The organism is Nonomuraea sp. NPDC059007 (assembly GCF_042740555.1).
In the GTDB taxonomy this organism is placed as follows: domain Bacteria; phylum Actinomycetota; class Actinomycetes; order Streptosporangiales; family Streptosporangiaceae; genus Nonomuraea.
The window spans coordinates 154,017-173,125 of record NZ_JBHYJD010000011.1; the positions used below are offsets into that span (position 1 = coordinate 154,017).

General features: G+C 69.5%; 19 protein-coding genes. 8 read left to right on the forward strand and 11 right to left on the reverse strand.

The window, feature by feature from the left end:
• Window positions 1-170: 170 nt before the first annotated feature.
• From ACFWY5_RS20435 to ACFWY5_RS20455, 5 genes are read left to right on the forward strand one after another with little or no spacing between them, the layout of a single operon-like run.
• The gene (locus ACFWY5_RS20435) at window positions 171-1,460 is read left to right on the forward strand and encodes an extracellular solute-binding protein (protein ID WP_379609008.1); all 1,290 of its coding nucleotides are present in this window, start codon (window positions 171-173) and stop codon (window positions 1,458-1,460) included.
• Window positions 1,457-2,386 carry a carbohydrate ABC transporter permease gene (locus ACFWY5_RS20440; RefSeq protein WP_379633582.1) on the forward strand — a complete coding sequence of 310 codons (930 nt, stop codon included), beginning with the start codon at window positions 1,457-1,459 and terminating at the stop codon, window positions 2,384-2,386. Before ACFWY5_RS20435 ends, ACFWY5_RS20440 begins: the two co-directional genes overlap by 4 nt.
• Window positions 2,386-3,189 carry a carbohydrate ABC transporter permease gene (locus ACFWY5_RS20445; protein ID WP_379609006.1) on the forward strand — a complete coding sequence of 268 codons (804 nt, stop codon included), beginning with the start codon at window positions 2,386-2,388 and terminating at the stop codon, window positions 3,187-3,189. Before ACFWY5_RS20440 ends, ACFWY5_RS20445 begins: the two co-directional genes overlap by 1 nt.
• Window positions 3,186-4,556 (forward strand): GH1 family beta-glucosidase, encoded by a 1,371-nt coding sequence (locus ACFWY5_RS20450; RefSeq protein ID WP_379633584.1) that lies wholly within the window; start codon window positions 3,186-3,188, stop codon window positions 4,554-4,556. The genes ACFWY5_RS20445 and ACFWY5_RS20450 overlap by 4 nt, the downstream gene beginning before the upstream one ends.
• A gap of 12 nt (window positions 4,557-4,568) precedes the next feature.
• A complete protein-coding gene (locus ACFWY5_RS20455) occupies window positions 4,569-5,564 on the forward strand; it encodes a LacI family DNA-binding transcriptional regulator (protein WP_379633755.1) in 996 nt (331 codons plus the stop codon).
• Window positions 5,565-5,567: 3 nt separating this feature from the next.
• Here the strand turns inward: ACFWY5_RS20455 and ACFWY5_RS20460 are convergent, their stop codons facing one another.
• The 9 genes from ACFWY5_RS20460 to ACFWY5_RS20500 form a co-directional block, all read right to left on the reverse strand.
• Window positions 5,568-6,101, reverse strand: coding sequence for a carboxymuconolactone decarboxylase family protein (locus tag ACFWY5_RS20460; RefSeq protein WP_379633586.1), 534 nt, complete (start codon window positions 6,099-6,101; stop codon window positions 5,568-5,570).
• Between the two features lie 11 nt (window positions 6,102-6,112).
• On the reverse strand, window positions 6,113-7,618 hold the full coding sequence (locus tag ACFWY5_RS20465) for a glycoside hydrolase family 13 protein (RefSeq protein ID WP_379633588.1): 1,506 nt from the start codon (window positions 7,616-7,618) through the stop codon (window positions 6,113-6,115).
• Window positions 7,619-7,622: 4 nt separating this feature from the next.
• On the reverse strand, window positions 7,623-8,480 hold the full coding sequence (locus tag ACFWY5_RS20470; RefSeq protein WP_379633590.1) for a carbohydrate ABC transporter permease: 858 nt from the start codon (window positions 8,478-8,480) through the stop codon (window positions 7,623-7,625).
• Entirely contained in the window at window positions 8,477-9,406 is a 930-nt protein-coding gene (locus ACFWY5_RS20475; RefSeq protein WP_379633592.1) for a carbohydrate ABC transporter permease, read from the reverse strand. The genes ACFWY5_RS20470 and ACFWY5_RS20475 overlap by 4 nt, the downstream gene beginning before the upstream one ends.
• Complete coding sequence (locus ACFWY5_RS20480; protein WP_379608999.1) at window positions 9,406-10,752, reverse strand: extracellular solute-binding protein; 1,347 nt, start codon at window positions 10,750-10,752, stop codon at window positions 9,406-9,408. Before ACFWY5_RS20480 ends, ACFWY5_RS20475 begins: the two co-directional genes overlap by 1 nt.
• A gap of 99 nt (window positions 10,753-10,851) precedes the next feature.
• Window positions 10,852-11,835, reverse strand: a complete 984-nt coding sequence (locus ACFWY5_RS20485; RefSeq protein WP_379608998.1) for a LacI family DNA-binding transcriptional regulator — start codon at window positions 11,833-11,835, stop codon at window positions 10,852-10,854.
• 67 nt (window positions 11,836-11,902) lie between these two features.
• Window positions 11,903-12,133 (reverse strand): DUF6343 family protein, encoded by a 231-nt coding sequence (locus ACFWY5_RS20490; RefSeq protein WP_379608997.1) that lies wholly within the window; start codon window positions 12,131-12,133, stop codon window positions 11,903-11,905.
• Window positions 12,134-12,146: 13 nt separating this feature from the next.
• Entirely contained in the window at window positions 12,147-12,839 is a 693-nt protein-coding gene (locus tag ACFWY5_RS20495; protein WP_379608996.1) for a maleylpyruvate isomerase family mycothiol-dependent enzyme, read from the reverse strand.
• Window positions 12,840-12,925: 86 nt separating this feature from the next.
• Window positions 12,926-13,651: a hypothetical protein gene (locus ACFWY5_RS20500; protein WP_379608995.1), complete on the reverse strand. Its 726-nt coding sequence runs from the start codon at window positions 13,649-13,651 to the stop codon at window positions 12,926-12,928.
• A 175-nt stretch (window positions 13,652-13,826) separates the two neighbouring features.
• Between ACFWY5_RS20500 and ACFWY5_RS20505 the strand changes: the two genes are divergently transcribed.
• Window positions 13,827-14,738 (forward strand): sugar kinase, encoded by a 912-nt coding sequence (locus tag ACFWY5_RS20505; protein ID WP_379633594.1) that lies wholly within the window; start codon window positions 13,827-13,829, stop codon window positions 14,736-14,738.
• A gap of 10 nt (window positions 14,739-14,748) precedes the next feature.
• Here ACFWY5_RS20505 and ACFWY5_RS20510 read toward each other — a convergent pair whose 3' ends face one another.
• Together ACFWY5_RS20510 and ACFWY5_RS20515 are read right to left on the reverse strand one after the other, a co-directional pair.
• Window positions 14,749-15,024, reverse strand: a complete 276-nt coding sequence (locus ACFWY5_RS20510; RefSeq protein ID WP_379608993.1) for a type B 50S ribosomal protein L31 — start codon at window positions 15,022-15,024, stop codon at window positions 14,749-14,751.
• A 28-nt stretch (window positions 15,025-15,052) separates the two neighbouring features.
• Window positions 15,053-15,763, reverse strand: coding sequence for an SDR family NAD(P)-dependent oxidoreductase (locus ACFWY5_RS20515; RefSeq protein ID WP_379633596.1), 711 nt, complete (start codon window positions 15,761-15,763; stop codon window positions 15,053-15,055).
• Between the two features lie 97 nt (window positions 15,764-15,860).
• Between ACFWY5_RS20515 and ACFWY5_RS20520 the strand changes: the two genes are divergently transcribed.
• Together ACFWY5_RS20520 and recQ are read left to right on the forward strand one after the other, a co-directional pair.
• Window positions 15,861-17,006 (forward strand): MFS transporter, encoded by a 1,146-nt coding sequence (locus tag ACFWY5_RS20520; protein WP_379633598.1) that lies wholly within the window; start codon window positions 15,861-15,863, stop codon window positions 17,004-17,006.
• 53 nt (window positions 17,007-17,059) lie between these two features.
• Window positions 17,060-18,868 carry a DNA helicase RecQ gene (gene recQ, locus ACFWY5_RS20525; protein WP_379608991.1) on the forward strand — a complete coding sequence of 603 codons (1,809 nt, stop codon included), beginning with the start codon at window positions 17,060-17,062 and terminating at the stop codon, window positions 18,866-18,868.
• Window positions 18,869-19,109: the final 241 nt, after the last annotated feature.

Consider the following 19,109-nt stretch of genomic DNA (forward strand, 5'->3'; position numbering starts at 1 on the left):
GCGTAAAACGACCGGCGCGACCTGGGCAAACAGTCCGGGAGCACTGAGAGAGCGTTCTCTTATGTCGCTCGGATCGTTATCTAACCTCCGTTGACGAGCTGCGGTGAAGGGCGGGATAACTCTGAGAGAGCGCTCTCTCATCGTTCCCAGGAAAGCCTTGGAGGGTTTCCATGACCCCTCGTCTGCGACTGCTCGCCGTACCTCTGATGCTCGCACTCGCCGTCACCGCCTGCGGAGGCGGCGGCGGCGAGACCGCCGGCACGGCCTCCTCCGCGAAGCCCGCCGAGAAGGTCAAACTCACCGTCGGCCTCTTCGGCGACTTCGGCTTCAAGCCGCTCTATGAGGAGTACAAGAAGACGCACCCGAACGTCGAGATCGTCGAACAGGTCACGCAGTTCAACGACCACCACAACAACCTGGTCAAGCGGCTGGCGACCAACGCGGGGGCGGCCGACATCGAGGCGGTCGAGGTGGGCTACATCAGCACGTTCACCGCGCTGACCGGCAAGTTCCACGACCTCAAGCAGTTCGGGCTGGACAAGCGGCAGGCCGACTACCTCGACTGGAAGTGGCAGCAGGGCATCAGCAAGGACGGGCAGCAGGTGCTGGGCCTCGGCACCGACGTCGGCGGGCTGGCCATGTGCTACCGCAAGGACCTGTTCAAGAAGGCGGGGCTGGCCACCGACCGCGCCGAGGTCGCGGGGCTCTGGCCCACCTGGGAGTCCTACATCGAGACCGGCAAGAAGTTCGCGGCCGCGAACGTGGCCGGGGCCAAGTTCGTGGACTCGCCCGGCGAGATCTTCCGCGCGATGGTCAACCAGGCGCCCGTCGGGCTGTACGACACCTCTGACAAGATCATCGTGGACTCCAACCCCGACGTGAAGAAGGCCTGGGACCTGTCCAACCAGATCTCCCAGAACAACCTGTCGGCCAAGCTGGCCGCCTTCTCCCCGCCGTGGAACACCGGCTTCGCCAAGGGCTCGTTCGCCACGATCATCTGCCCGGCCTGGATGACCGGCTACATCCAGGAGCAGGCCAAGAACGCCTCCGGCAAGTGGGACATCGCGGCCGTGCCCGGCGGCTCCGGCAACAGCGGCGGCTCCCACCTGATGCTGCCCAAGCAGGGCAAGCACGCCAAGGAGGCGGCCGAGCTGATCGACTTCCTCACCTCCAAGGAGAACCAGGCGCGGGTCTTCAAGGAGGAGGGCACCTTCCCCTCGATCCCGGCGCTCTACGACGACCCGTCGATCCAGACGTTCACCAAGCCGTTCTTCGGCGACGCCCCGATCGGCAAGATCTACTCCGACGCCGCCAAGGCGCTCAAGCCCCAGCACCTCGGCCCGAAGGAGGCCGACGTACGCACCGCGATCGGCAACGGCCTCGGCCGGGTCGAGCAGGGCAAGCAGTCGCCCGACGAGGCGTGGGCGCAGGTCCTCCAGGACGTCGCGAAGATCAAATGAGCGTCATCTCGCTGAGGGCGCTCTCCAGGAGGCGCAGACGGCACGTCGTTGACATGAAGGTGTCGCCGTATGCGTACGTCGCCCCCTTCTTCCTGCTGTTCTGCGCCTTCGGGCTGTTCCCGCTCCTCTACACCGCATGGGTGTCGCTGCACGAGTGGACGCTGCTGTCCGACGTGCACACGTTCGTCGGGCTCGGGAACTTCGGCACGCTGCTCGGTGACGCCTACTTCTGGAACGCCACGTTCAACACGCTGTCCATCGGGGTCATCTCGACGGTGCCGCAGCTGCTGCTGGCCATCTGGCTGGCGCACCTGCTCAACCGGCCGCTGCGGATGCAGACGTTCTTCCGCATCAGCCTGCTCCTGCCGAACGTGACCAGCGTGGTCGCGGTCGTGGTGATCTTCAGCCAGCTGTTCGGACGGGACTTCGGGCTGATCAACTGGGTGCTCGGCTGGTTCGGGGTGGGCACCATCGACTGGGCCGCGGGCACCGCCACGTCGCACGTCGCCATCTCCGTCATGATCATGTGGCGGTGGACCGGGTACAACGCGCTGATCTTCCTCGCGGCGATGCAGGCCGTACCCAGGGAGCTGTACGAGGCGGCCACCATCGACGGCGCGTCGAACCTCACGCAGCTGCGCAGGATCACGGTGCCGATGATCCGGCCCACGATCGTCTTCGTGGTCATCGTCTCGACCATCGGCGCGATGCAGATCCTGGCCGAGCCGCTGCTGTTCGGGGGCTCCAGCGTGACGGGCGGTCCCGACCGGCAGTTCCAGACGCTCTCGCTGTTCGTGTACGAGCACGGCTTCACGAAATTCGACTTCGGGTACGCCTCGGCGGCCTCCTGGATCATGTTCCTCTTCGTGGTCCTGGCGGCCGGGATCAACTACCTGCTCACGCGCCGGATGAAGGGCGGTCTGTGATGCGGCTCCGGTACCTGACGCTGATCGCCGTCGCCTTCTTCTCCGCCTTCCCGCTCTACTACAGCGTCGTCGTGGCCTCGCGGCACAACTCGGCGCTGGCCGAGGTGCCGCCACCGCTGCTGCCCGGCGGCAACTTCTTCGCCAACGTCTCGCGCGTCTTCGACACCGTGCCGTTCGCGCTGGCGCTGGCCAACTCGGTGCTGGTGGCGGGGGCGATCTCGGTGGCGGTGATGTTCCTGTCGACGCTGGCCGGGTTCGCCTTCGCCAAGCTGCGCTTCCGCGGCAGGAACGCGATGTTGCTGATCACGGTCGGCACCATGATGGTCCCGGCCCAGCTCGGGATCATCCCGCTCTACATGCTCATGGTGAAGGTCGAGTGGACCGGCACGATGTACGCGCTGATCGTGCCCGCCCTGGTCAACGCCTTCGGGGTGTTCTTCATGACGCAGTTCCTGGAGCGCGCGCTGCCCAACGAGCTGCTGGAGGCGGGGCGGGTCGACGGCGCCACCACGTGGGGGCTGTTCTGGCACGTGGTGCTGCCCGTGGCCAGGCCCGCGATGGCGGTGCTCGGGATGCTGACGTTCATGTCGGCCTGGAACGACTACTTCTGGCCGCTGGTCGTGCTGACCCCCGACAACCCCACGGTTCAGGTCGCGCTCTCGACGCTGGCCAGCGGCTACGTCAACGACTACGTGCTCGGCCTGGCGGGGACGGCGATCGGCACACTGCCGCTCGTCCTGGTCTTCGCCGTGTTCGGCAAGCAGATCATCGGTGGAATCATGCAAGGAGCTGTTAAGGGATGATTTTCCCGGAAAACTTCGTCTGGGGTGCCGCCACGGCCTCGTACCAGATCGAGGGGGCGGCCAAGGAGGACGGGCGCGGCCAGTCGATCTGGGACACCTTCTCGAGAACGGCCGGCAAGGTCGTCGGCGGCGACACCGGCGACGTCGCGTGCGACCACTACCATCGCTACGCCGACGACGTGAAGCTGATGCGCGAGCTCAACCTGGCCGCCTACCGCTTCTCCATCGCCTGGCCCCGCGTCCAGCCGACCGGCTCGGGCGCGATCAACCCGGCAGGCCTCGACTTTTACGACAGACTCCTGGATGAGCTACTTAAGGCCGAAATTTCGCCTTACGTGACGCTTTATCACTGGGATCTCCCCCAACCACTCGAAGACCAGGGCGGCTGGGCCACCCGGGACACCGCCTACCGCTTCGCCGAATACGCGGCAGCCGTACACGCGAGGCTGGGTGATCGTGTCGAGCACTGGGCCACGCTCAACGAGCCCTGGGTCTCGGCGTTCCTCGGCTACGGCAACGGCGTGCACGCCCCCGGCCGCACCGACCCCGCCGCCGCCATGCGCGCCGCCCACCACCTGCTGCTCGGCCACGGCCTGGCAGCCAGGCAACTGCGCGCCGCCGGGGCCCGCAGTCTCATGCTGGTGGTCAACGCCGCCCCCGTCCTGACCACGGCCCAGGTGAACGATCCGCAGGCGGAGCCGTCCGAGGCGGACGCGGCGGCAGTACGCAGGATCGACGCGCTGCTCAACCGCCAGTTCCTCGACCCCGCGCTGCGCGGCGCCTACCCCGCGGAGGTGCTCGCCGCCGCCGAGCGCAACGGCGGCACCGCGCACATCCTCGACGGCGACCTGAACCTCATCAACGCCCCGGTGGACCTCATCGGCGTCAACTACTACAACCCCTGCCTCGTGGCCTCCGCCCCCGGCACCCCCGCCGACCCGGCCTGGCCCGGCTCGGACGACGTGGCCTTCACCTCCGTGGACGCCCCCAGGACCGCGATGGGCTGGCCCGTCGTCCCGTCCGGCCTGTCCAGGCTTCTGGTACGGCTGTCGCGCGACTACCCCCAGGCCGGCCTCATGGTCACGGAGAACGGCGCCGCCTACGAGGACGTCGTGGAATCGGGCCGGGTCCACGACGCCGACCGCCTCGCCTACCTCGACAGCCACCTCCGAGCCGCCCACGAAGCCGTGCAGCAGGGCGCCGACCTGCGCGGATACCTGGTGTGGTCGCTGCTGGACAACTTCGAGTGGGCCGAGGGCTACCGCCGCCGCTTCGGCATCGTCCACGTCGACTACGACACCCAGGCGCGTACCCCCAAGGACAGCGCCCTGTGGTACCGCGACGTCATAGCCAGGAACGGACTGTAGATTCCTAGCGTGATGAAACGTCCGACGTTGGAGGCGGTCGCGGCGCGGGCCGGGGTTTCGCGCGCGACCGCCTCGCGGGTCGTCAACGGCCAGACGACCGTGGCGCCGGGAATCCGCGATGCCGTGCTGCGAGCGATCGACGAGCTCGGATACGTGCCCAACAGCGCGGCCCGCAGCCTCGTCACCCAGCGTACCGACTCGATCGCGCTGGTCGTCTCGGAGCCGCCGACGCGGGTCTTCTCCGAGGATCCGCTGTTCTCGACGGTGATCAGGACGGCCAGCGTCGAGCTGGAGTCGGCCGACAAGCAGGTCGTGCTGATGCTTGCCTCCTCGGCCAAGAGCCACGCGCGCGTGGAGCGCTACATCGCGGGCGGGCACGTCGACGGGGTCATGCTCATCTCCATGCACGGCGCCGACCCCCTGCCCGCCGCCGTCTCGCGACTGCGCGTGCCGGTCGTCTCGTACGGCAGGCCGGCCGTACCGGTGGACATCCCGTTCGTCGACAACGACAACGTGGGCGGCGCGGAGTCGGCGGTGCGCTACCTGCTGGAGACGGGCAGGCGGCGCATCGCGACCATCGCCGGCCCCCTCGACATGATCGCCGGTCAGGACCGCCTGACCGGCTACCGCAACGTGCTGCGCGACTCCGACCGCCGCTCGATCGTGGCGGTGGGCGACTTCACCCGCGAGTCGGGCGCGACGGCGATGCGGCAACTCCTGCACGACGATCCGGCGCTGGACGCGGTGTTCGTGGCCAACGACCTGATGGCGGTCGGCGCGCTGCAGTCGCTGCGGCAGGCGGGCCGGCGGGTGCCCGATGACGTGGCGGTGGTGGGGTTCGACGACATCGAGGCGGCCAAGTACACCGAGCCGCCGCTGACCACGGTGAAGCATCCGGTCTTCGACCAGGCTGCGGCGATGGTCCGGCTGCTGCTGGCGCTGTTCGAGAACGGCCCGGCCGATCCGGTCGTCCTGCCGACCGAGCTGATCATCCGCGAGTCGGCCTAGAACCTAGGGCTGGACGCGGAAGACGCGCATCTGCAGGGCGAGCGTGCGGTAGTAGCCGACCAGCGTGGTCAGCTCGAACACCACCGGCGCGGCCAGCAGCGTGTACTCCTCCTCGTCCAGGTCGCCCCGGGTGACCAGGGCGCGGGCGATCCGGTGGACGGCCAGTTCCTCCTCGTCGTCGAGTGACGGCTCCTCACCGGCGCGCAGCGCCGCCAGTTGCCCTTCGGTGAAGCCGAGGTCGCGGGCCAGTCTTTCGTGCGCCTGGCGTTCGAAGGCGCTGTCGCAGTGGTTGGCGACGACCAGCGTGGCCAGCTCGCGGCAGCGGCCGGTGAGGCGGGAGCCGTAGCGGATGGCGGCGCCGAGCTCCTGCAGCGCGTCGCCGACCGGCGGGCTGAGCAGCATGGCGTTGAACGGGCCGATGAGGGCGCCGTTCGCGTCGGTCACGGAGGCTCCGCGCGGTCCAGAGGTGATCTTGTCGTAGACCGCGCGGGCGTCCGGGTCCAGCCGGTCGGGGCGCGAAGGGGTGAGTCTGGTCACGCGTCCCGATGCTAGATCAGCCAGGCGGTGGTGTCCTGGAGGATGCGGTCGCCGGTCAACGGGCCGCTGGCCAGCAGGATCTCGCCGGGTGGGAGGGGTACGGGGTCGGGGCCGAGGTTGGTCACGCAGGTCAGGCCGGAGTCGCGGGTGAACGCCAGGACGCGCGGGCCCATGGGCAGCCAGGTCAGGGTGCCGTCGCCGAGCAGTTCGTGGCGCAGGCGCAGGGCCGTCCGGTAGAGGGAGAGCATCGAGCCCGGGTCGCCGGTCTGGGCCTTCGCGGTCATGGGCGCCCAGTCCGCCGGCTGGGGCAGCCAGGTCGGGTGGCCGCCGAAGCCGAACGGGGCCGACTCGCCCGACCACGGCAGCGGGACGCGGCAGCCGTCGCGGCCCCGGTTGGCGCCGCCGGAGCGGGCGTACATGGGGTCCTGGCGGGCGGCGTCCGGCAGGTCCTCGACCTCCGGAAGGCCCAGTTCCTCGCCCTGGTAGACGTAGACGCAGCCGGGCAGGGCCATGGCCAGCAGCGCCGCCGCCCGTGCGCGGCGCGTCCCCAGTTCCGGGTCCGAGGGGGTGCCGTGCAGGGCGCCGCCGTGGGCGAAGGTGGTGTCGGCTCTGCCGTACCTGGTGACGGGGCGGGTGACGTCGTGGTTGGACAGCACCCACGTCGGCGGCGCGCCGATGGGGGTGTGCGTGGCGAGGGTCAGCTCGATGACGCGGCGCAGCTCCGCCGGCTCCCACGGGCAGGACAGGAAGTCGAAGTTGAAGGCCGTGTGCAGCTCGTCCGGACGCAGGTAGCGGGCGAAGCGCTCCTGGTCGGGCAGCCACACCTCGCCGATGAGGATGCGGTCGCCGTACTCGTCGGCGATCTCCCGCCAGCGCCGGTAGACGTCGTGGACGGGGTCGAGGTCCTCCCAGCGCTCGGCGTCCTTGAACAGCAGAGCGGCCGAGTCGACGCGGAAGCCGTCCACGCCGCGCTCGAACCAGAAGCGCAGCACGTTCTCGAAGTCGGCGTGCACCTCGGGCGAGTCCCAGTTGAAGTCCGGCTGTTCCGGGGCGAACAGGTGCAGGTACCACTGCCCATCGGCCACCTGCGTCCACGCCGGGCCGCCGAAGATCGACTGCCAGTCGTTCGGCTCGTCGCGGAACCAGAACCGCTCGCGCGTCTCCGGCGCGGTCAGCGCCTCCTTGAACCAGGCGCTCTCGGTGGAGCTGTGGTTGGGCACCACGTCGATGATGACCTTGATGCCCAGCTCGTGGGCGTCGGCGATGAACCTCTCCGCCTCCTCCAGCGTGCCGAAGACCGGCTCGATCCCGCGGTAGTCGGCCACGTCGTAGCCGCCGTCGGCCATGGGCGACGGGTACCAGGGGTTGAGCCAGATCGCGTCCACACCGAGGTCCTTCAGGTACGGCAGCCGCCCCCGCAACCCGGCGAGATCGCCCACGCCGTCCCCGTTGCCGTCGGCGAAACTACGCAGGTAGACCTGGTAGATCGCGGCCCCCCGCCACCACGCTTGCGACATGTGGTTACCCCTTGATGCTTCCGGCGGTGAGGCCCGCCATGATGTGCCGCTGGAAAAGGAAGAACACGATGACGGTCGGGATGCTGGCGATCACCAGGCCGCCCATGATCGCGTTCTGGGTCACCTGGCCGGCCGTCTGGGACAGGCCGACGGAGATCGTCATCTTGTCGCTGTCGGACAGGACGAGGAACGGGTAGACGAAGTCCCTGAAGACGTTGACCACGGTGAAGATGGAGACGACGCCGAGGATGGGCCGCGAGACGGGCAGCACCACCGACCAGAGCACGCGCGCCGCGCCTGCCCCGTCGATCTCGGCGGCCTCCAGCAGTTCACGCGGGATCGAGTCGAAGAACCGTTTGAGCAGGAAGATGTTGAACCCGTTGACCGCCGCCGGGAACCAGATGGCCCAGGGCGTGTTGAGCAGGCCCAGGTCGACGACGGTGACGTACAGCGGGATGAGCACCACCATCGGCGGGATCATCAGCGTGGCCAGCATCGCGCCGAGGATGAAGCCGCCGAACATCGGCCGCAGCTTCGACAGCGCGAACGCGGCGGTGACGTCGATGACCATGGTGAAGGCCCAGGCGCCGAGCGCGTAGACGCCGGTGTTGCGCAGGAGCGTGCCGATGTCGAACAGCTCCCACGCCTCCAGGAAGGCGTCCAGGCTCGGGTTGGCCGGGAAGAACGTGGGCGGCATCTGGGCGATCTCCTCGCCCGTCTTCATCGCCCCGGTGATCATCCAGTAGAGCGGGAAGACGAAGGCGAGGGTGAAGGTGACCAGCACGGTCACCAGCACCAGCCAGTAGACGCGCCTGCCCCAGCGGGAGCCGAGCTGCAACGGAGAGATGATCGTCCGGGTCATGGGCGGTCCTGGCGGTTCAGCCGCAACTGCACGGCGGCGAAGGCCAGCAGCACGAGCACGAGCATGAGCATGAGGCCCAGCGCGCCGCCCGCGCCGTAGTTGCCGCCGTAGACGAAGGCGTACTGGTACATGAGGTAGGCGACGGTGAGCGTGGCGTTCTCCGGTCCGCCGAGCGTGAGCATGAACGGCTCGATGAACACCTGCATCGTGGCGACGATCTGCAGCATCAGCATGAGCAGCAGGATCAGCTTCGTCTGCGGGATCGTGACGTGGCGGATACGCCGCCAGACCCCGGCGCCGTCGAGCTCGGCCGCCTCGTACAGCTCGCCGGGGATGTTCTGCAGCGCGGCCAGGTAGATGAGCGTGCCGCTGCCCAGGTTCATCCAGGTCGAGACGATCACCAGCGAGATCAGCGCGGTGCTGGTGGAGTCGAGCCAGGCCAGCGGAGGGATGCCGGCCACGTCCAGGATCTGGTTGAACAGGCCGGGCCCCGGGTCGAAGAACCACCGGAACATCAGCACCGACACGATCGGCGGCAGCATGACCGGCAGGTAGACCACGAAGCGCAGGTACGCCCGCGCGTGCCGCAGTTCGTTGAGCACGATCGCGATCGCGAACGGCACCACGTACCCGCACAGCAGTGCCAGGACGGTGAACTCCAGCGTGTTGAGCCACGCCTCGCCGAAGGCCGGGTCGTCGGCCACCGTGCGGAAGTTGTCCAGCCCGACCCAGGTCGGCGCGTCGATCAGGTTGGTCTGCTGGAAGCTCAGGATGAACGTGCGCACCATCGGGTACCACGCGAACACCGCGAAGCACGCCAGCGCCGCGCACAGGAACCCGTAGGCGGTCAGGTTGCGCCGGATGGAACGGCCGAGCCGCGACGGCACGCGTGCCCGCCGCCGCGTCCCGGCATCCGCGATCAGCATCAGCTCTTGGCCAGGACGGCGTTGGCCTTGCTCTCCGCGTCGGTGAGCAGCTTGTCCACGTCGGCGTCCTTACGGCTGAGCACCGCGGACATGGCCACGTCCAGGATGGCGTAGAGCTCCTGCGCCTTCGGCGGCTCCAGCTTCGGCGGCACCGCCGCAGAACCCTCGACGAAGGGCGAGAAGTTCTCCACCGGCAGCGTGGCGTGCTGCTTCTGCAGGTCGGCGATCTTCTTGCCGGACGGCGAGTCGCCGAACAGCGAGTTGTTGGGCAGTCCGACCGGGTTGCCGATCGTCTTCGCCCGCTCGTAGTTGAAGGCGCCCTGACCCGGCGTGGTCCAGTAGAAGTCGATCCATTGCAGTCCGGCCTTCGCCTCCTCCGGCGTGGCCTTCGGGTTGATCATGAAGCCTTCGCCGCCGCTCAGCGAGGCCTTGGCCTCGGGGAACGGGGCGATGCCGTAGTCGGCGATCTGCCCGCCGAACTTGTTGACCAGGTCGGGCACGACGTCGGGGGCGCCGAGCATCATGCCGGTCTTGCCGCTGCCCATGGCCTGCATCAGCGACTCCCAGCCGACCAGCAGCTTGGTGCCCATGCTGTTGTCGCTCCAGCGCAGGTCCTTGAGGAACTGCAGAACGGCCTTGCCCTCGGGGCTGTTGAAGGCCGCCTGCCTGCCGTCGGGCGTCACCATTTCGCCGCCGCGGCCGTAGATGGCCTGGTTGAAGTGCCAGCCGCCGGTGTTGCCGCCGCTGTACTCGCCGTAGCCGACGTAACCGGCGCCGATCCCGGCGATCTTCTTGGCCGCCTCGCGGACCTCGGCCCAGGTCTTGGGCGGGGTGTTCGGGTCGAGTCCCGCCTGGGTGAACAGCTTGCGGTTGTAGACGAGGCCGACGCTGTAGGTGCTGGTCGGGATGCCGTAGACCTTCCCGCCCGCGCTGTAGGGGGTCATGGTGGCGGGCGAGAAGTCGGCGAAGTTCTTCACCTCACCGGTGAGGCCGGAGATGTCGAGCGCCTGGCCCTTGGCGATCACGTCCTGGGTGTTGGTCACCGGTACCCGGAAGACGGTCTCCACCTGGCCGCCGGCCAGTTTGGGGCCGAACGTCTTGGGGTCGAAGCACGGCTGCTGGTCCGTGCTCACGACCGTGACGTCCGGATGCGCTTTCTGGAAGGCGGCGACGTCGTCGTCCCAGACCTTGCGGTTGCGCGGGTCGCTCTTGGCCGGCTGGCACGCCACCTTGATCGTCACCTTGCCGCCCTCGGTCTTCGAGGCGGGTGTGGACGTGCCACATGCCGTTGGTGCCGCAAGCCCCGCGATGAGGAGCAGTGCCAGGGCTCTGCGATTGCTCTGCATGGATCTGACCCTTCTGGTGCGATCCCTGTGGTGTGGCCCACACGATAGGTTCGCGGACAGAAGGCTGCAATAACTCGACAGATATACGCAAGATAACGATTAGGCGCGGGCGGTCGACGACCTCACCACGAGCTCGGGCTCGAACAGCAATTCGTCGGCCGGCACGGCGGCCTTGCCGATCTGCGCGACCAGCAGGTCGACGGCCGCCCTGCCCATCGCGTCGATCGGCTGGCGGACCGTGGTGAGGGGCGGATCGGTGCAGTTCATGAGCGCGGAGTCGTCGTAGCCGATGACCGAGACGTGCTCGGGCACCGACAGCCCGGCCCGCCTGGCCGCGCGGACCGCGCCAAGCGCCAGCAGGTCGCTGGCGCACACGATGCCGGTCACCTCCCGCCTGACCAGCCTGGCGGCGGCGGCGTGCCCGCCCTCCAGCGAGAACATCGTCTGCTCGACCAGTTCGGGATCGCCGCCGCTCGACAGGAACACGGCCAGCTTGCGCCGCGAGGGCATGTGGTCGGCGGGGCCGAGGACCATGCCGATGCGCTCGTGGCCCAGCGCGCGCAGGTGGGCCAGCGACATCTCGGCGGCCACCGTGTCGTCGCAGGAGACCTGCGGGAACCCCAGGTGCTCGACGGCGGCGTTGACCAGCACGGTGGGCAGCTTGCGCTCCAGGATCAGCTCGTAGTGCCCGTGCGCGGCGTCGGCCTGCGCGTACAGGCCGCCGGCGAAGACCACGCCGCTGACCTGCTGTTGCAGCAGCAGATCGACGTACTCGGCCTCGGTCACCCCGCCGACCGTCCTGGTGCACAGCACCGGCGTGAACCCCTGCTGCGCCAGCGCCCCGCCGACGACCTCGGCGAAGGCGGGGAAGATCGGGTTCTGCAGCTCGGGCAGGACCAGGCCGACGAGCCTGGCCCGGTCGCCGCGCAGCTGGCTCGGCCGCTCGTAGCCGAGGACGTCGAGGGCGGTCAGCACCGCCTCCCGCGTGGCATCCGACACCCCGGGCTTGCCGTTGAGCACGCGACTGACCGTCGCCTCGCTCACTCCGACCTTCTTGGCCACCTCTGCCAGTCGTCGCGTCATGCGCAAATCATACGACTATTCACGCAAGAATTTACACTGACTTGCGCTCACTTACGTAGATGTCGTCCTAGCGGCGGTGGCGCAGCACCAGGAGGTCGGCCGCGGCCACCACGGCCACGAACCCGGCGATCGCCGCCTCCCAGAGCCAGACCTCCTCGCCGGTGCTCATCGCGCGCAGCAGGCAGAAGATCGCCAGTGCAGCGCCCACGACCAGCGCGACCACCGACAGGATCCGGCGGGCGCGCACCGGGCTGCGCGCGCTCAGCGGCTCCGTGCCCTCGCGGTTGCGCAACCACATGATCGGCCTCCTCTCAGGCCAGGCACCTCAGTGCCCCGGCGATCCGCGGGTCGGTCCGCTCGTCGGGACGGCCCACGGTCGCGTTGACGAACTCGGGATAGGACAGGGTGGCCTCGTGGCCGTCGGCGTTCACCCAGATGTGGTCGGCCGGCTGCTCGACCTGGATCTTCGCGTCCTGCTCCTCCAGGGCGAAGCGGCCCACCGCGACCCGCCAGAGCGTCCTGCCCTCGACCTCCGCCTCCGTGACGGGCGCGCCGACGTCGTCGGCGTGGGTCGCGTACTCGGAGTCGTAGTGGAAGGTCTGGTCGCCGACGGGGTAGGGGCCGGCGAGGGTGTCGAGCGTCGCGTCCCGGCCGAGGGCGCGCATGCGGGCGCGGGTCTCGCCGTTCTTCTCCCGCCATTCGGCCAGGACCTCGGTCAAGGGTACGGCGCGGCGCTGCCGTACACACCACTCGTTGAAGTCGTTGAAGCCGGTGACGCCCTCGCCCGCCAGGCGGGTCATGAGCTGCTGCACGGTGCCGTCGAGGGCGGCGTGGTTGTACAGCTCCTCCCCGGCGAGGTGGCCGAGCACGTCGCGCACCGACCATCCGGCGCAGCGCGAGGGCCGGTCCCACCCGGCGGCGTCGAGGCCGGAGAAGAACGCGTCCAGGCGCGCCGCCTCGGCGTCGAAGATGTCGAACGGGTCGAAGTCTTTCAGCAGCTCCATACCCTTTAGCTACCTCGCTGAGGCCGTCGTGAACATGCGAGAGCCCGGCCCCTCGCGGGACCGGGCTCTCAGATGGTGCTCAGTGCTTAGTGGTGCCAGCGGACGACACGCACGTAGTCACGACGGCTCTCGGAGCCGTTGAGCTCGTCACTGCCGTTGAAGACGGCCTTGAACGTGCCGGACTTCCAGGCACGCGACTTGGCGTAGAACTTGCCGCCCCACCCGGTCTTGCCGGAGGCGACCCACTTCCAGGTGCTGTAGCCGTTGGCGCGGTAGTAGATGTTCACCTTCTCGCCGCGAGCACCCTCCCAGCCGTCGTCGTTGACCTGGAGGCGACCGGTGTAGTGGATGTACTTGCCCTTGCGGACCTTGTACGGGTCGGCGTTGAACCGGGTGATCCGGGTGTCGGCCTTGCCCGCGTCCTCGATGTCGACGGAGAAGTACGCCTTGTCCTCGGCGACCTTCTTGCCGTTCTTCCACGCCTCCGCGATGGCGCTCCACTTGCCCTCAGGGTCGTTGCTGTCGAACGACACCGCGAAGCGCCAGCTGTGCTGGGTGACGGTCTTCTCGCTGAGAGTGCGGAAGCTGTCGCCCTCGGGCTGGACCTTCACGACGACCTTGTCAACGTCCGAAGAAGCGTTGACCCTGATGAACGCGTCCTCCTCGCCGCCCTTGGGGACGACGACCGGGTTCGGCGAAATGCTCTGGATGTCTACGGATGACGTCTTCTGCTGAGCGGAAGCGGCGCCACCGGTCAGCAGCATCGCGCCGCCGACCATGGCGGAGATGGCGCCTACTGCGATCTTCTTCATGAGGGTGCTAATCCTCTCCCCGTTCTCTGGAGCCGGCTCGGGATAGCCAGCTCCTCTACTACTTTGAGGCACCGGGAGTGGAAAAGGTTGTCTAAAGTTACGAGAAATATTTGATCACGGTCCCGACCAGGGGTAAAGCGCAGAAATCCGTTATGTGCGGCTACAGTCAGGCTCCATGACCGATGTCTACACCCTGGGCGCCGTCATGGGTGTCGTCTCCAGCGGCCGGGTCCGCCACGACAACGAGGCCAGGCTCGACCTGTGCGGGCCGGAGTTCTCCCTGGCCATAGGCCTGTCGCGGCTCGGGCACCGGGTGGCCTTCCTCGGCAAGGTGGGCGCCGACGAGCTCGGCGCGCGAGCCCTTTCCGTGCTGCGCGGAGAGAGCGTGGACATCGCCGACACCCGGGTGGACGACAGCGCCACAACGGGGCTGCTGCTGAAGGAGTCGCGGGTCGGATACCCCGGCCTGACCTCCTACTACCACGGCGGTTCCGCCGGAACCCGCCTGTCGCCGGGCAACGTCCCGATCGACAGGATCGGGGCCGCGCGGCTGCTCCACATCACCGGGACCACCGCGGCGCTCGGCCGCGACTGCCTGGAGGCAGTACGCATCGCGGTCACCGCCGCGCGCAACGCCGACGCCCTGATCTCCTTCGCCGTCACCTACCGGCCCTCGCTGTGGCCGTCGGTACGCGAGGCGGAGGAAGTCCTGAGCGAGCTGGCCCGCGCGTCCCACCTGCTCTTCGTCGACCAGGACGAACTCGACCTGGTCAAGCCCGCGCTCACGCCCGAGCGCGAGGTGGTGGTCAGCCGGGGCACGAAGGGCTTCAGCGTGCGCGCCGACCGGATGCGCTACGACGTGCCGCGCACGCAGGTGCCGGTCGTGGACGTGGCCGGGTCGGAGGAGGCGTTCGCGGCCGGCTACATCTCCGCCGCCCTGGACGGGCTCACCCCGCCCGAGCGCCTGGCGCGCGGCAGCATGCTCAGCGCGGCGGCCACGACCGGCGCCAGCGAGTGGCAGACGCTACCGGCCCGCGCCGACCTGCCGCGGTTCGGCGCGGGTACGGCCCAGGCTGGCGCGGGCTGAACGGTCACCCTTACTTGCCGCCATAGCGCTGCCTGAAGCGCTCGACCCTGCCCGCGGTGTCCAGGACTCGGCCGCGGCCGGTGTAGTAGGGGTGGCTGGCGGAGGAGACGTCCACGTCCACCACCGGGTAGACGCGGCCGTCCGTCCACTCGATCGTCTGGGCGCTCGACCTGGTCGATCGGGTGAGGAAGGCGTAGTCCGCACTCTTGTCGCGAAGGCTCTTGTCGCGAAGGCTCTTGTCGCGGAAGACGACCGGCCGGTACTCGGGGTGCAGGTTCTTCTTCATGGCCGCCTCAACCAGGTGGCAATGGTTTTCATTCCCTGGCTTCGGGGTCGAATCCGAGCACGGTCCTGCCGCCGTCCACCGGGACCGTCGCGCCGCTGACGAACGACGACTCCTTCGACAGCAGGAACGCCACGACGGCGGCGATCTCATCCGCCCTGGCCACCCTGCCCACCGGGTGGAGGCGGGCCATCTCGCGCTCGATCTCCGGCGTGGCCATCTGGTCGTAGCGGCCGGTGGCCACCGAGCCCGGGGCCACGGCGTTGACCCGGATGCCGTGCCTGCCGTACTCGACGGCCAGGGATCTGGTCAGGCCCTCGATGGCGGCTTTGGCCGTGGCGTAAGGGAGGGCGCCGGGCACCGCCCTGGTGGCCTGGTGGGAGGTGAGGTTGACGATGGCGCCCGCCGTACCGGATCGGAGGAAGGTCTGGACGGCGACGGCGCAGCCGACGACGGCGAGGTCGAGGTTGGCGGCGATCAGGCGGCGCACGTGCTCGACGGGGGCGTCGTGGAGGGAGGCGTCGCCGAAGACTGCCGCGTTGTTGACCCAGCCGGTCAGCGGGGCCGCCAGGCGGGCCGCCTCGCGCGCCACCTGCTCGTCGGCGGCGTCGCCGAGCACCGGGATCACACGGTCGTCGTGCCCTTCGGGGGGTTCCCTGTCGATGACGACGACGGTGCCGGGCAGGCGTTCGGCGATGGCGCGCCCGATGCCCTTGCTGCCTCCTGTGACGACATAGCCCATAGGTGATGCATATCACCACATAGCGTGATTGTTCGGGGGAAGGGTCTTGGGTGTGATCGTGGAGGATCGGCGTGGGTCTCCTCCGCAGGGGATGCGGATGGTCGCCGCTCTGGCGATCACGCAGACCGCTGGCTTCGGCGTGCTTTATTACGCTTTTTCGGTTTTTATCATGCCGATGTCGCGGGAGCTTCGTGCGGGCGTGCCGCAGCTCACCGGGGCGCTTACGCTGTCCATCCTGCTGTCCGGGCTGGTGGCGCCGCTGATCGGCGGCTGGCTCGACCGGCGCGGCGGACGCGGGCTGATGACGCTCGGCTCCGCCCTGGGCGCGGGCGCGCTGCTCGCCTGGTCACAGGTGCAGCACCTCGTTCAGCTCTATCTCGTCTGCGCGGTGCTCGGGGTCGCGTCGGCGATGGTGCTGTACGAGGCGGCGTTCGCGGTGATCGTCGCCTGGTTCGACGCGGCGCGGCGGCCGCGGGCGCTGCTGGCCGTCACGATCGTCGCGGGGTTCGCGTCCAGCATCTTCCTGCCGGTCACGGGCCTGCTCGTCGAGCGGTACGGCTGGCGTACCGCCCTGGTCGTCCTGGCGGTGGGGTACGGGCTGCTGGCCGTACCCCTGCATTGGCTGACCGTGAGGAGGCGCGCGGCCGGACGCCCGCCGTCCTCGCGCGCGGCGGTCGGCGCGGCCCTGCGCGAACGGCCGTTCTGGCTGCTGGCGCTCGCCTTCCTGGCGCAGACCGGCGCGGTGTCGGTCATGGGCATCCTGCTGGTCACGTACCTGATCACGCTCGGCCACTCCCCCGTCTTCGCCGCCGCGGTCGCGGGCCTGCTCGGGGTGCTCTCGGTGACCGGCCGCGTGGTCACGACCGGCCTGCAGAGCCGTTTCCGGGTCGCGCCCGTGGCCGCCGCCGTCTTCGCGCTGCAGGGCGGCGCGGCGCTGCTGCTGCCGATCGCCGGCCGCAGCGTGGCCGGGGCGATCGGCGCGGTGGTCCTGTTCGGGCTGGGCTTCGGCGTCGCCACCATCGCCCGCCCCGCTCTCCTGGCCGAGAGGTACGGCACCGCCGCCTACGCCTCCATCAGCGGCGCCCTGGCCCTGCCGATCACCGTCGCCAAGGCCGTGGCACCCCCGATCGCGGCGCTGATGGGCTTCCCCGTGGCCATGATCGCGGTCGCCGCCTGTTGTCTCACCGGGACTGTCGGCCTGATCGCCTACGATCGCCTTGTCTCACGGGGCCTGTCGGCCTGATCGCCGTGGGCGAACGCCCTGACCCGTCTCCCCTCGCCACGTAAGGTAGCCGCATGGATACGCCCCTGGAGGTCCTGCACCGCGTCTTCGGCTACGACTCCTTCCGGCCAGGCCAGCAGGAGATCATCGAGCACGTGGTCGCGGGCGGCGACGCGCTCGTCCTGATGCCGACCGGCGGCGGCAAGTCGCTGTGCTACCAGATCCCCGCCCTGGTCCGCCCGGGCGTGGGTGTGGTGATCTCCCCGCTGATCGCGCTGATGCAGGACCAGGTCGACGCGCTGACCGCGCTGGGCGTCCGCGCGGGCTTCCTCAACTCCACCCAGGACTTCGACGAGCGCCAGCGGGTGGAGAGCGCCTTCGTGGCGGGCGAGCTCGACCTCCTCTACCTGGCCCCCGAGCGCCTGCGCGTCGACTCGACGCTGCGCCTGCTGGAGAAGGGCGAGGTCGCCCTGTTCGCGATCGACGAGGCCCACTGCGTCTCCCAGTGGGGCCACGACTTCCGCCCCGACTACCTCATGCTCTCCGGCCTCCACGAGCGCTGGCCCGACATCCCCCGCATCGCCCTGACCGCGACCGCCACCCCGGAGACCCACGCCGAGATCTCGGCCCGCCTCGGCCTGGAGCAGGCCCGGCATTTCGTGGCCAGCTTCGACCGGCCCAACATCCAGTACCGCATCACCGCCAAGAGCGAGCCCAAGCGGCAGCTCCTCGACTTCATCCGCACCGAGCACCCCGACGACGCCGGCATCGTCTACTGCCTGTCGCGCTCCTCGGCGGAGAAGATCGCCGAGCACCTCTCCGACCACGGCATCGCCGCCATCCCCTACCACGCGGGCCTCGACACCCGCACCCGCGCCCTGCACCAGTCGCGTTTCCTGCGCGAGGAGGGCCTGACCGTGGTGGCCACGATCGCGTTCGGCATGGGCATCGACAAACCCGACGTCCGCTTCGTCGCCCACCTGGACCTCCCGAAATCCCTGGAGGGCTACTACCAGGAGACCGGCCGGGCCGGCCGCGACGGCCAGCCCGCGACCGCGTGGATGGCCTACGGCCTGCAGGACGTCGTCCAGCACCGCCGCCTGGCACTGGAGGGCGACGAGGCCCACCGCCGCCGCCAGGCGCTCCACCTGGACGCCATGCTCGCCCTCTGCGAGACCGTGACCTGCCGCCGCGTCATGCTCCTCGACTACTTCGGCGAAAAGGGCACCGCCCCCTGCGGCAACTGCGACACCTGCCAGACCCCGCCGGAGACCTGGGACGCCACCGTGCCCGCCCAGAAGGTCCTGTCCACGGTGCTGCGGCTGGCCAGGGAGCGCGGGCAGAAGTTCGGCGTGGGGCAGGCGGTGGACATCCTGCTGGGCAAGAAGACGGCGAAGGTCGAGCAGTTCGGCCACGACACGCTCACCGTCTTCGGCATCGGCACCGAACTGACCGGACCGGAGTGGCACGGAGTCGTCCGCCAGCTCCTCGCCCAGGGCATCCTGGCCGTCGAACCCGCCTACGGAGCCCTGGTGCTGACCGACGAGAGCGCGGGGGTGCTGCGCGGCCAGCAGAAGGTCAACCTGCGCCGCGACCTCAAGCCGCGCACGCCGTCCCGCTCGGGTGGTGGCTCCTCGAAGTCCCGCGAGGTGGTGGACCTGACGCCGGAGGCGGCTCCCCGGTTCGAACGGCTGCGGGCGTGGCGTGCCGCCACGGCGAAGGAGACGGGGGTTCCGGCCTACGTCATCTTCCACGACGCGACACTCCGCGAGATCGCCACCCGCAACCCGACGACGCTGCCGGAGCTGGGGACGGTCAGTGGGGTGGGCGAGAACAAACTCGCCAAGTTCGGCCCCCAGGTCCTCGAAACCCTCCACTCCTAAGGGCATGGTCCTCGCGCGGGGGGCGCTACGCGCCAAGGGGCTCAGGCTGTGACAGCGGGGGCGAGCCCCCGCACCCCCGGCCCACGGGCATGGTCCTCGCGCGGGGGGCGCTACGCGCCAAGGGCTCGGGCAGTGACAGGGGGGGGGGGGCCGCCCCCCCCCCCCCCCCCCCCCGGGGCCCCCCCCCCCCCCCCCGCCGCCGGGTGGGGCGGGGGGGGGGGGGGGCGGCCCCCCCCCCCGG

What these genes read in the sequence shown, in the direction of transcription:
- ACFWY5_RS20505 (WP_379633594.1), top strand. Translation starts at nt 13,827, where the DNA reads ATGACCGATGTCTACACCCTGGGCGCCGTCATGGGTGTCGTCTCCAGC.
- ACFWY5_RS20520 (WP_379633598.1), top strand. Translation starts at nt 15,861, where the DNA reads ATGGTCGCCGCTCTGGCGATCACGCAGACCGCTGGCTTCGGCGTGCTT.
- ACFWY5_RS20490 (WP_379608997.1), bottom strand. Translation starts at nt 12,133, where the DNA reads ATGTGGTTGCGCAACCGCGAGGGCACGGAGCCGCTGAGCGCGCGCAGC.
- ACFWY5_RS20435 (WP_379609008.1), top strand. Translation starts at nt 171, where the DNA reads ATGACCCCTCGTCTGCGACTGCTCGCCGTACCTCTGATGCTCGCACTC.
- ACFWY5_RS20480 (WP_379608999.1), bottom strand. Translation starts at nt 10,752, where the DNA reads ATGCAGAGCAATCGCAGAGCCCTGGCACTGCTCCTCATCGCGGGGCTT.
- ACFWY5_RS20455 (WP_379633755.1), top strand. Translation starts at nt 4,569, where the DNA reads ATGAAACGTCCGACGTTGGAGGCGGTCGCGGCGCGGGCCGGGGTTTCG.
- ACFWY5_RS20450 (WP_379633584.1), top strand. Translation starts at nt 3,186, where the DNA reads ATGATTTTCCCGGAAAACTTCGTCTGGGGTGCCGCCACGGCCTCGTAC.
- ACFWY5_RS20445 (WP_379609006.1), top strand. Translation starts at nt 2,386, where the DNA reads ATGCGGCTCCGGTACCTGACGCTGATCGCCGTCGCCTTCTTCTCCGCC.
- ACFWY5_RS20475 (WP_379633592.1), bottom strand. Translation starts at nt 9,406, where the DNA reads ATGCTGATCGCGGATGCCGGGACGCGGCGGCGGGCACGCGTGCCGTCG.
- ACFWY5_RS20515 (WP_379633596.1), bottom strand. Translation starts at nt 15,763, where the DNA reads ATGGGCTATGTCGTCACAGGAGGCAGCAAGGGCATCGGGCGCGCCATC.
- ACFWY5_RS20470 (WP_379633590.1), bottom strand. Translation starts at nt 8,480, where the DNA reads ATGACCCGGACGATCATCTCTCCGTTGCAGCTCGGCTCCCGCTGGGGC.
- ACFWY5_RS20495 (WP_379608996.1), bottom strand. Translation starts at nt 12,839, where the DNA reads ATGGAGCTGCTGAAAGACTTCGACCCGTTCGACATCTTCGACGCCGAG.
- ACFWY5_RS20485 (WP_379608998.1), bottom strand. Translation starts at nt 11,835, where the DNA reads ATGACGCGACGACTGGCAGAGGTGGCCAAGAAGGTCGGAGTGAGCGAG.
- ACFWY5_RS20465 (WP_379633588.1), bottom strand. Translation starts at nt 7,618, where the DNA reads ATGTCGCAAGCGTGGTGGCGGGGGGCCGCGATCTACCAGGTCTACCTG.
- ACFWY5_RS20500 (WP_379608995.1), bottom strand. Translation starts at nt 13,651, where the DNA reads ATGAAGAAGATCGCAGTAGGCGCCATCTCCGCCATGGTCGGCGGCGCG.
- ACFWY5_RS20510 (WP_379608993.1), bottom strand. Translation starts at nt 15,024, where the DNA reads ATGAAGAAGAACCTGCACCCCGAGTACCGGCCGGTCGTCTTCCGCGAC.
- recQ (WP_379608991.1), top strand. Translation starts at nt 17,060, where the DNA reads ATGGATACGCCCCTGGAGGTCCTGCACCGCGTCTTCGGCTACGACTCC.
- ACFWY5_RS20440 (WP_379633582.1), top strand. Translation starts at nt 1,457, where the DNA reads ATGAGCGTCATCTCGCTGAGGGCGCTCTCCAGGAGGCGCAGACGGCAC.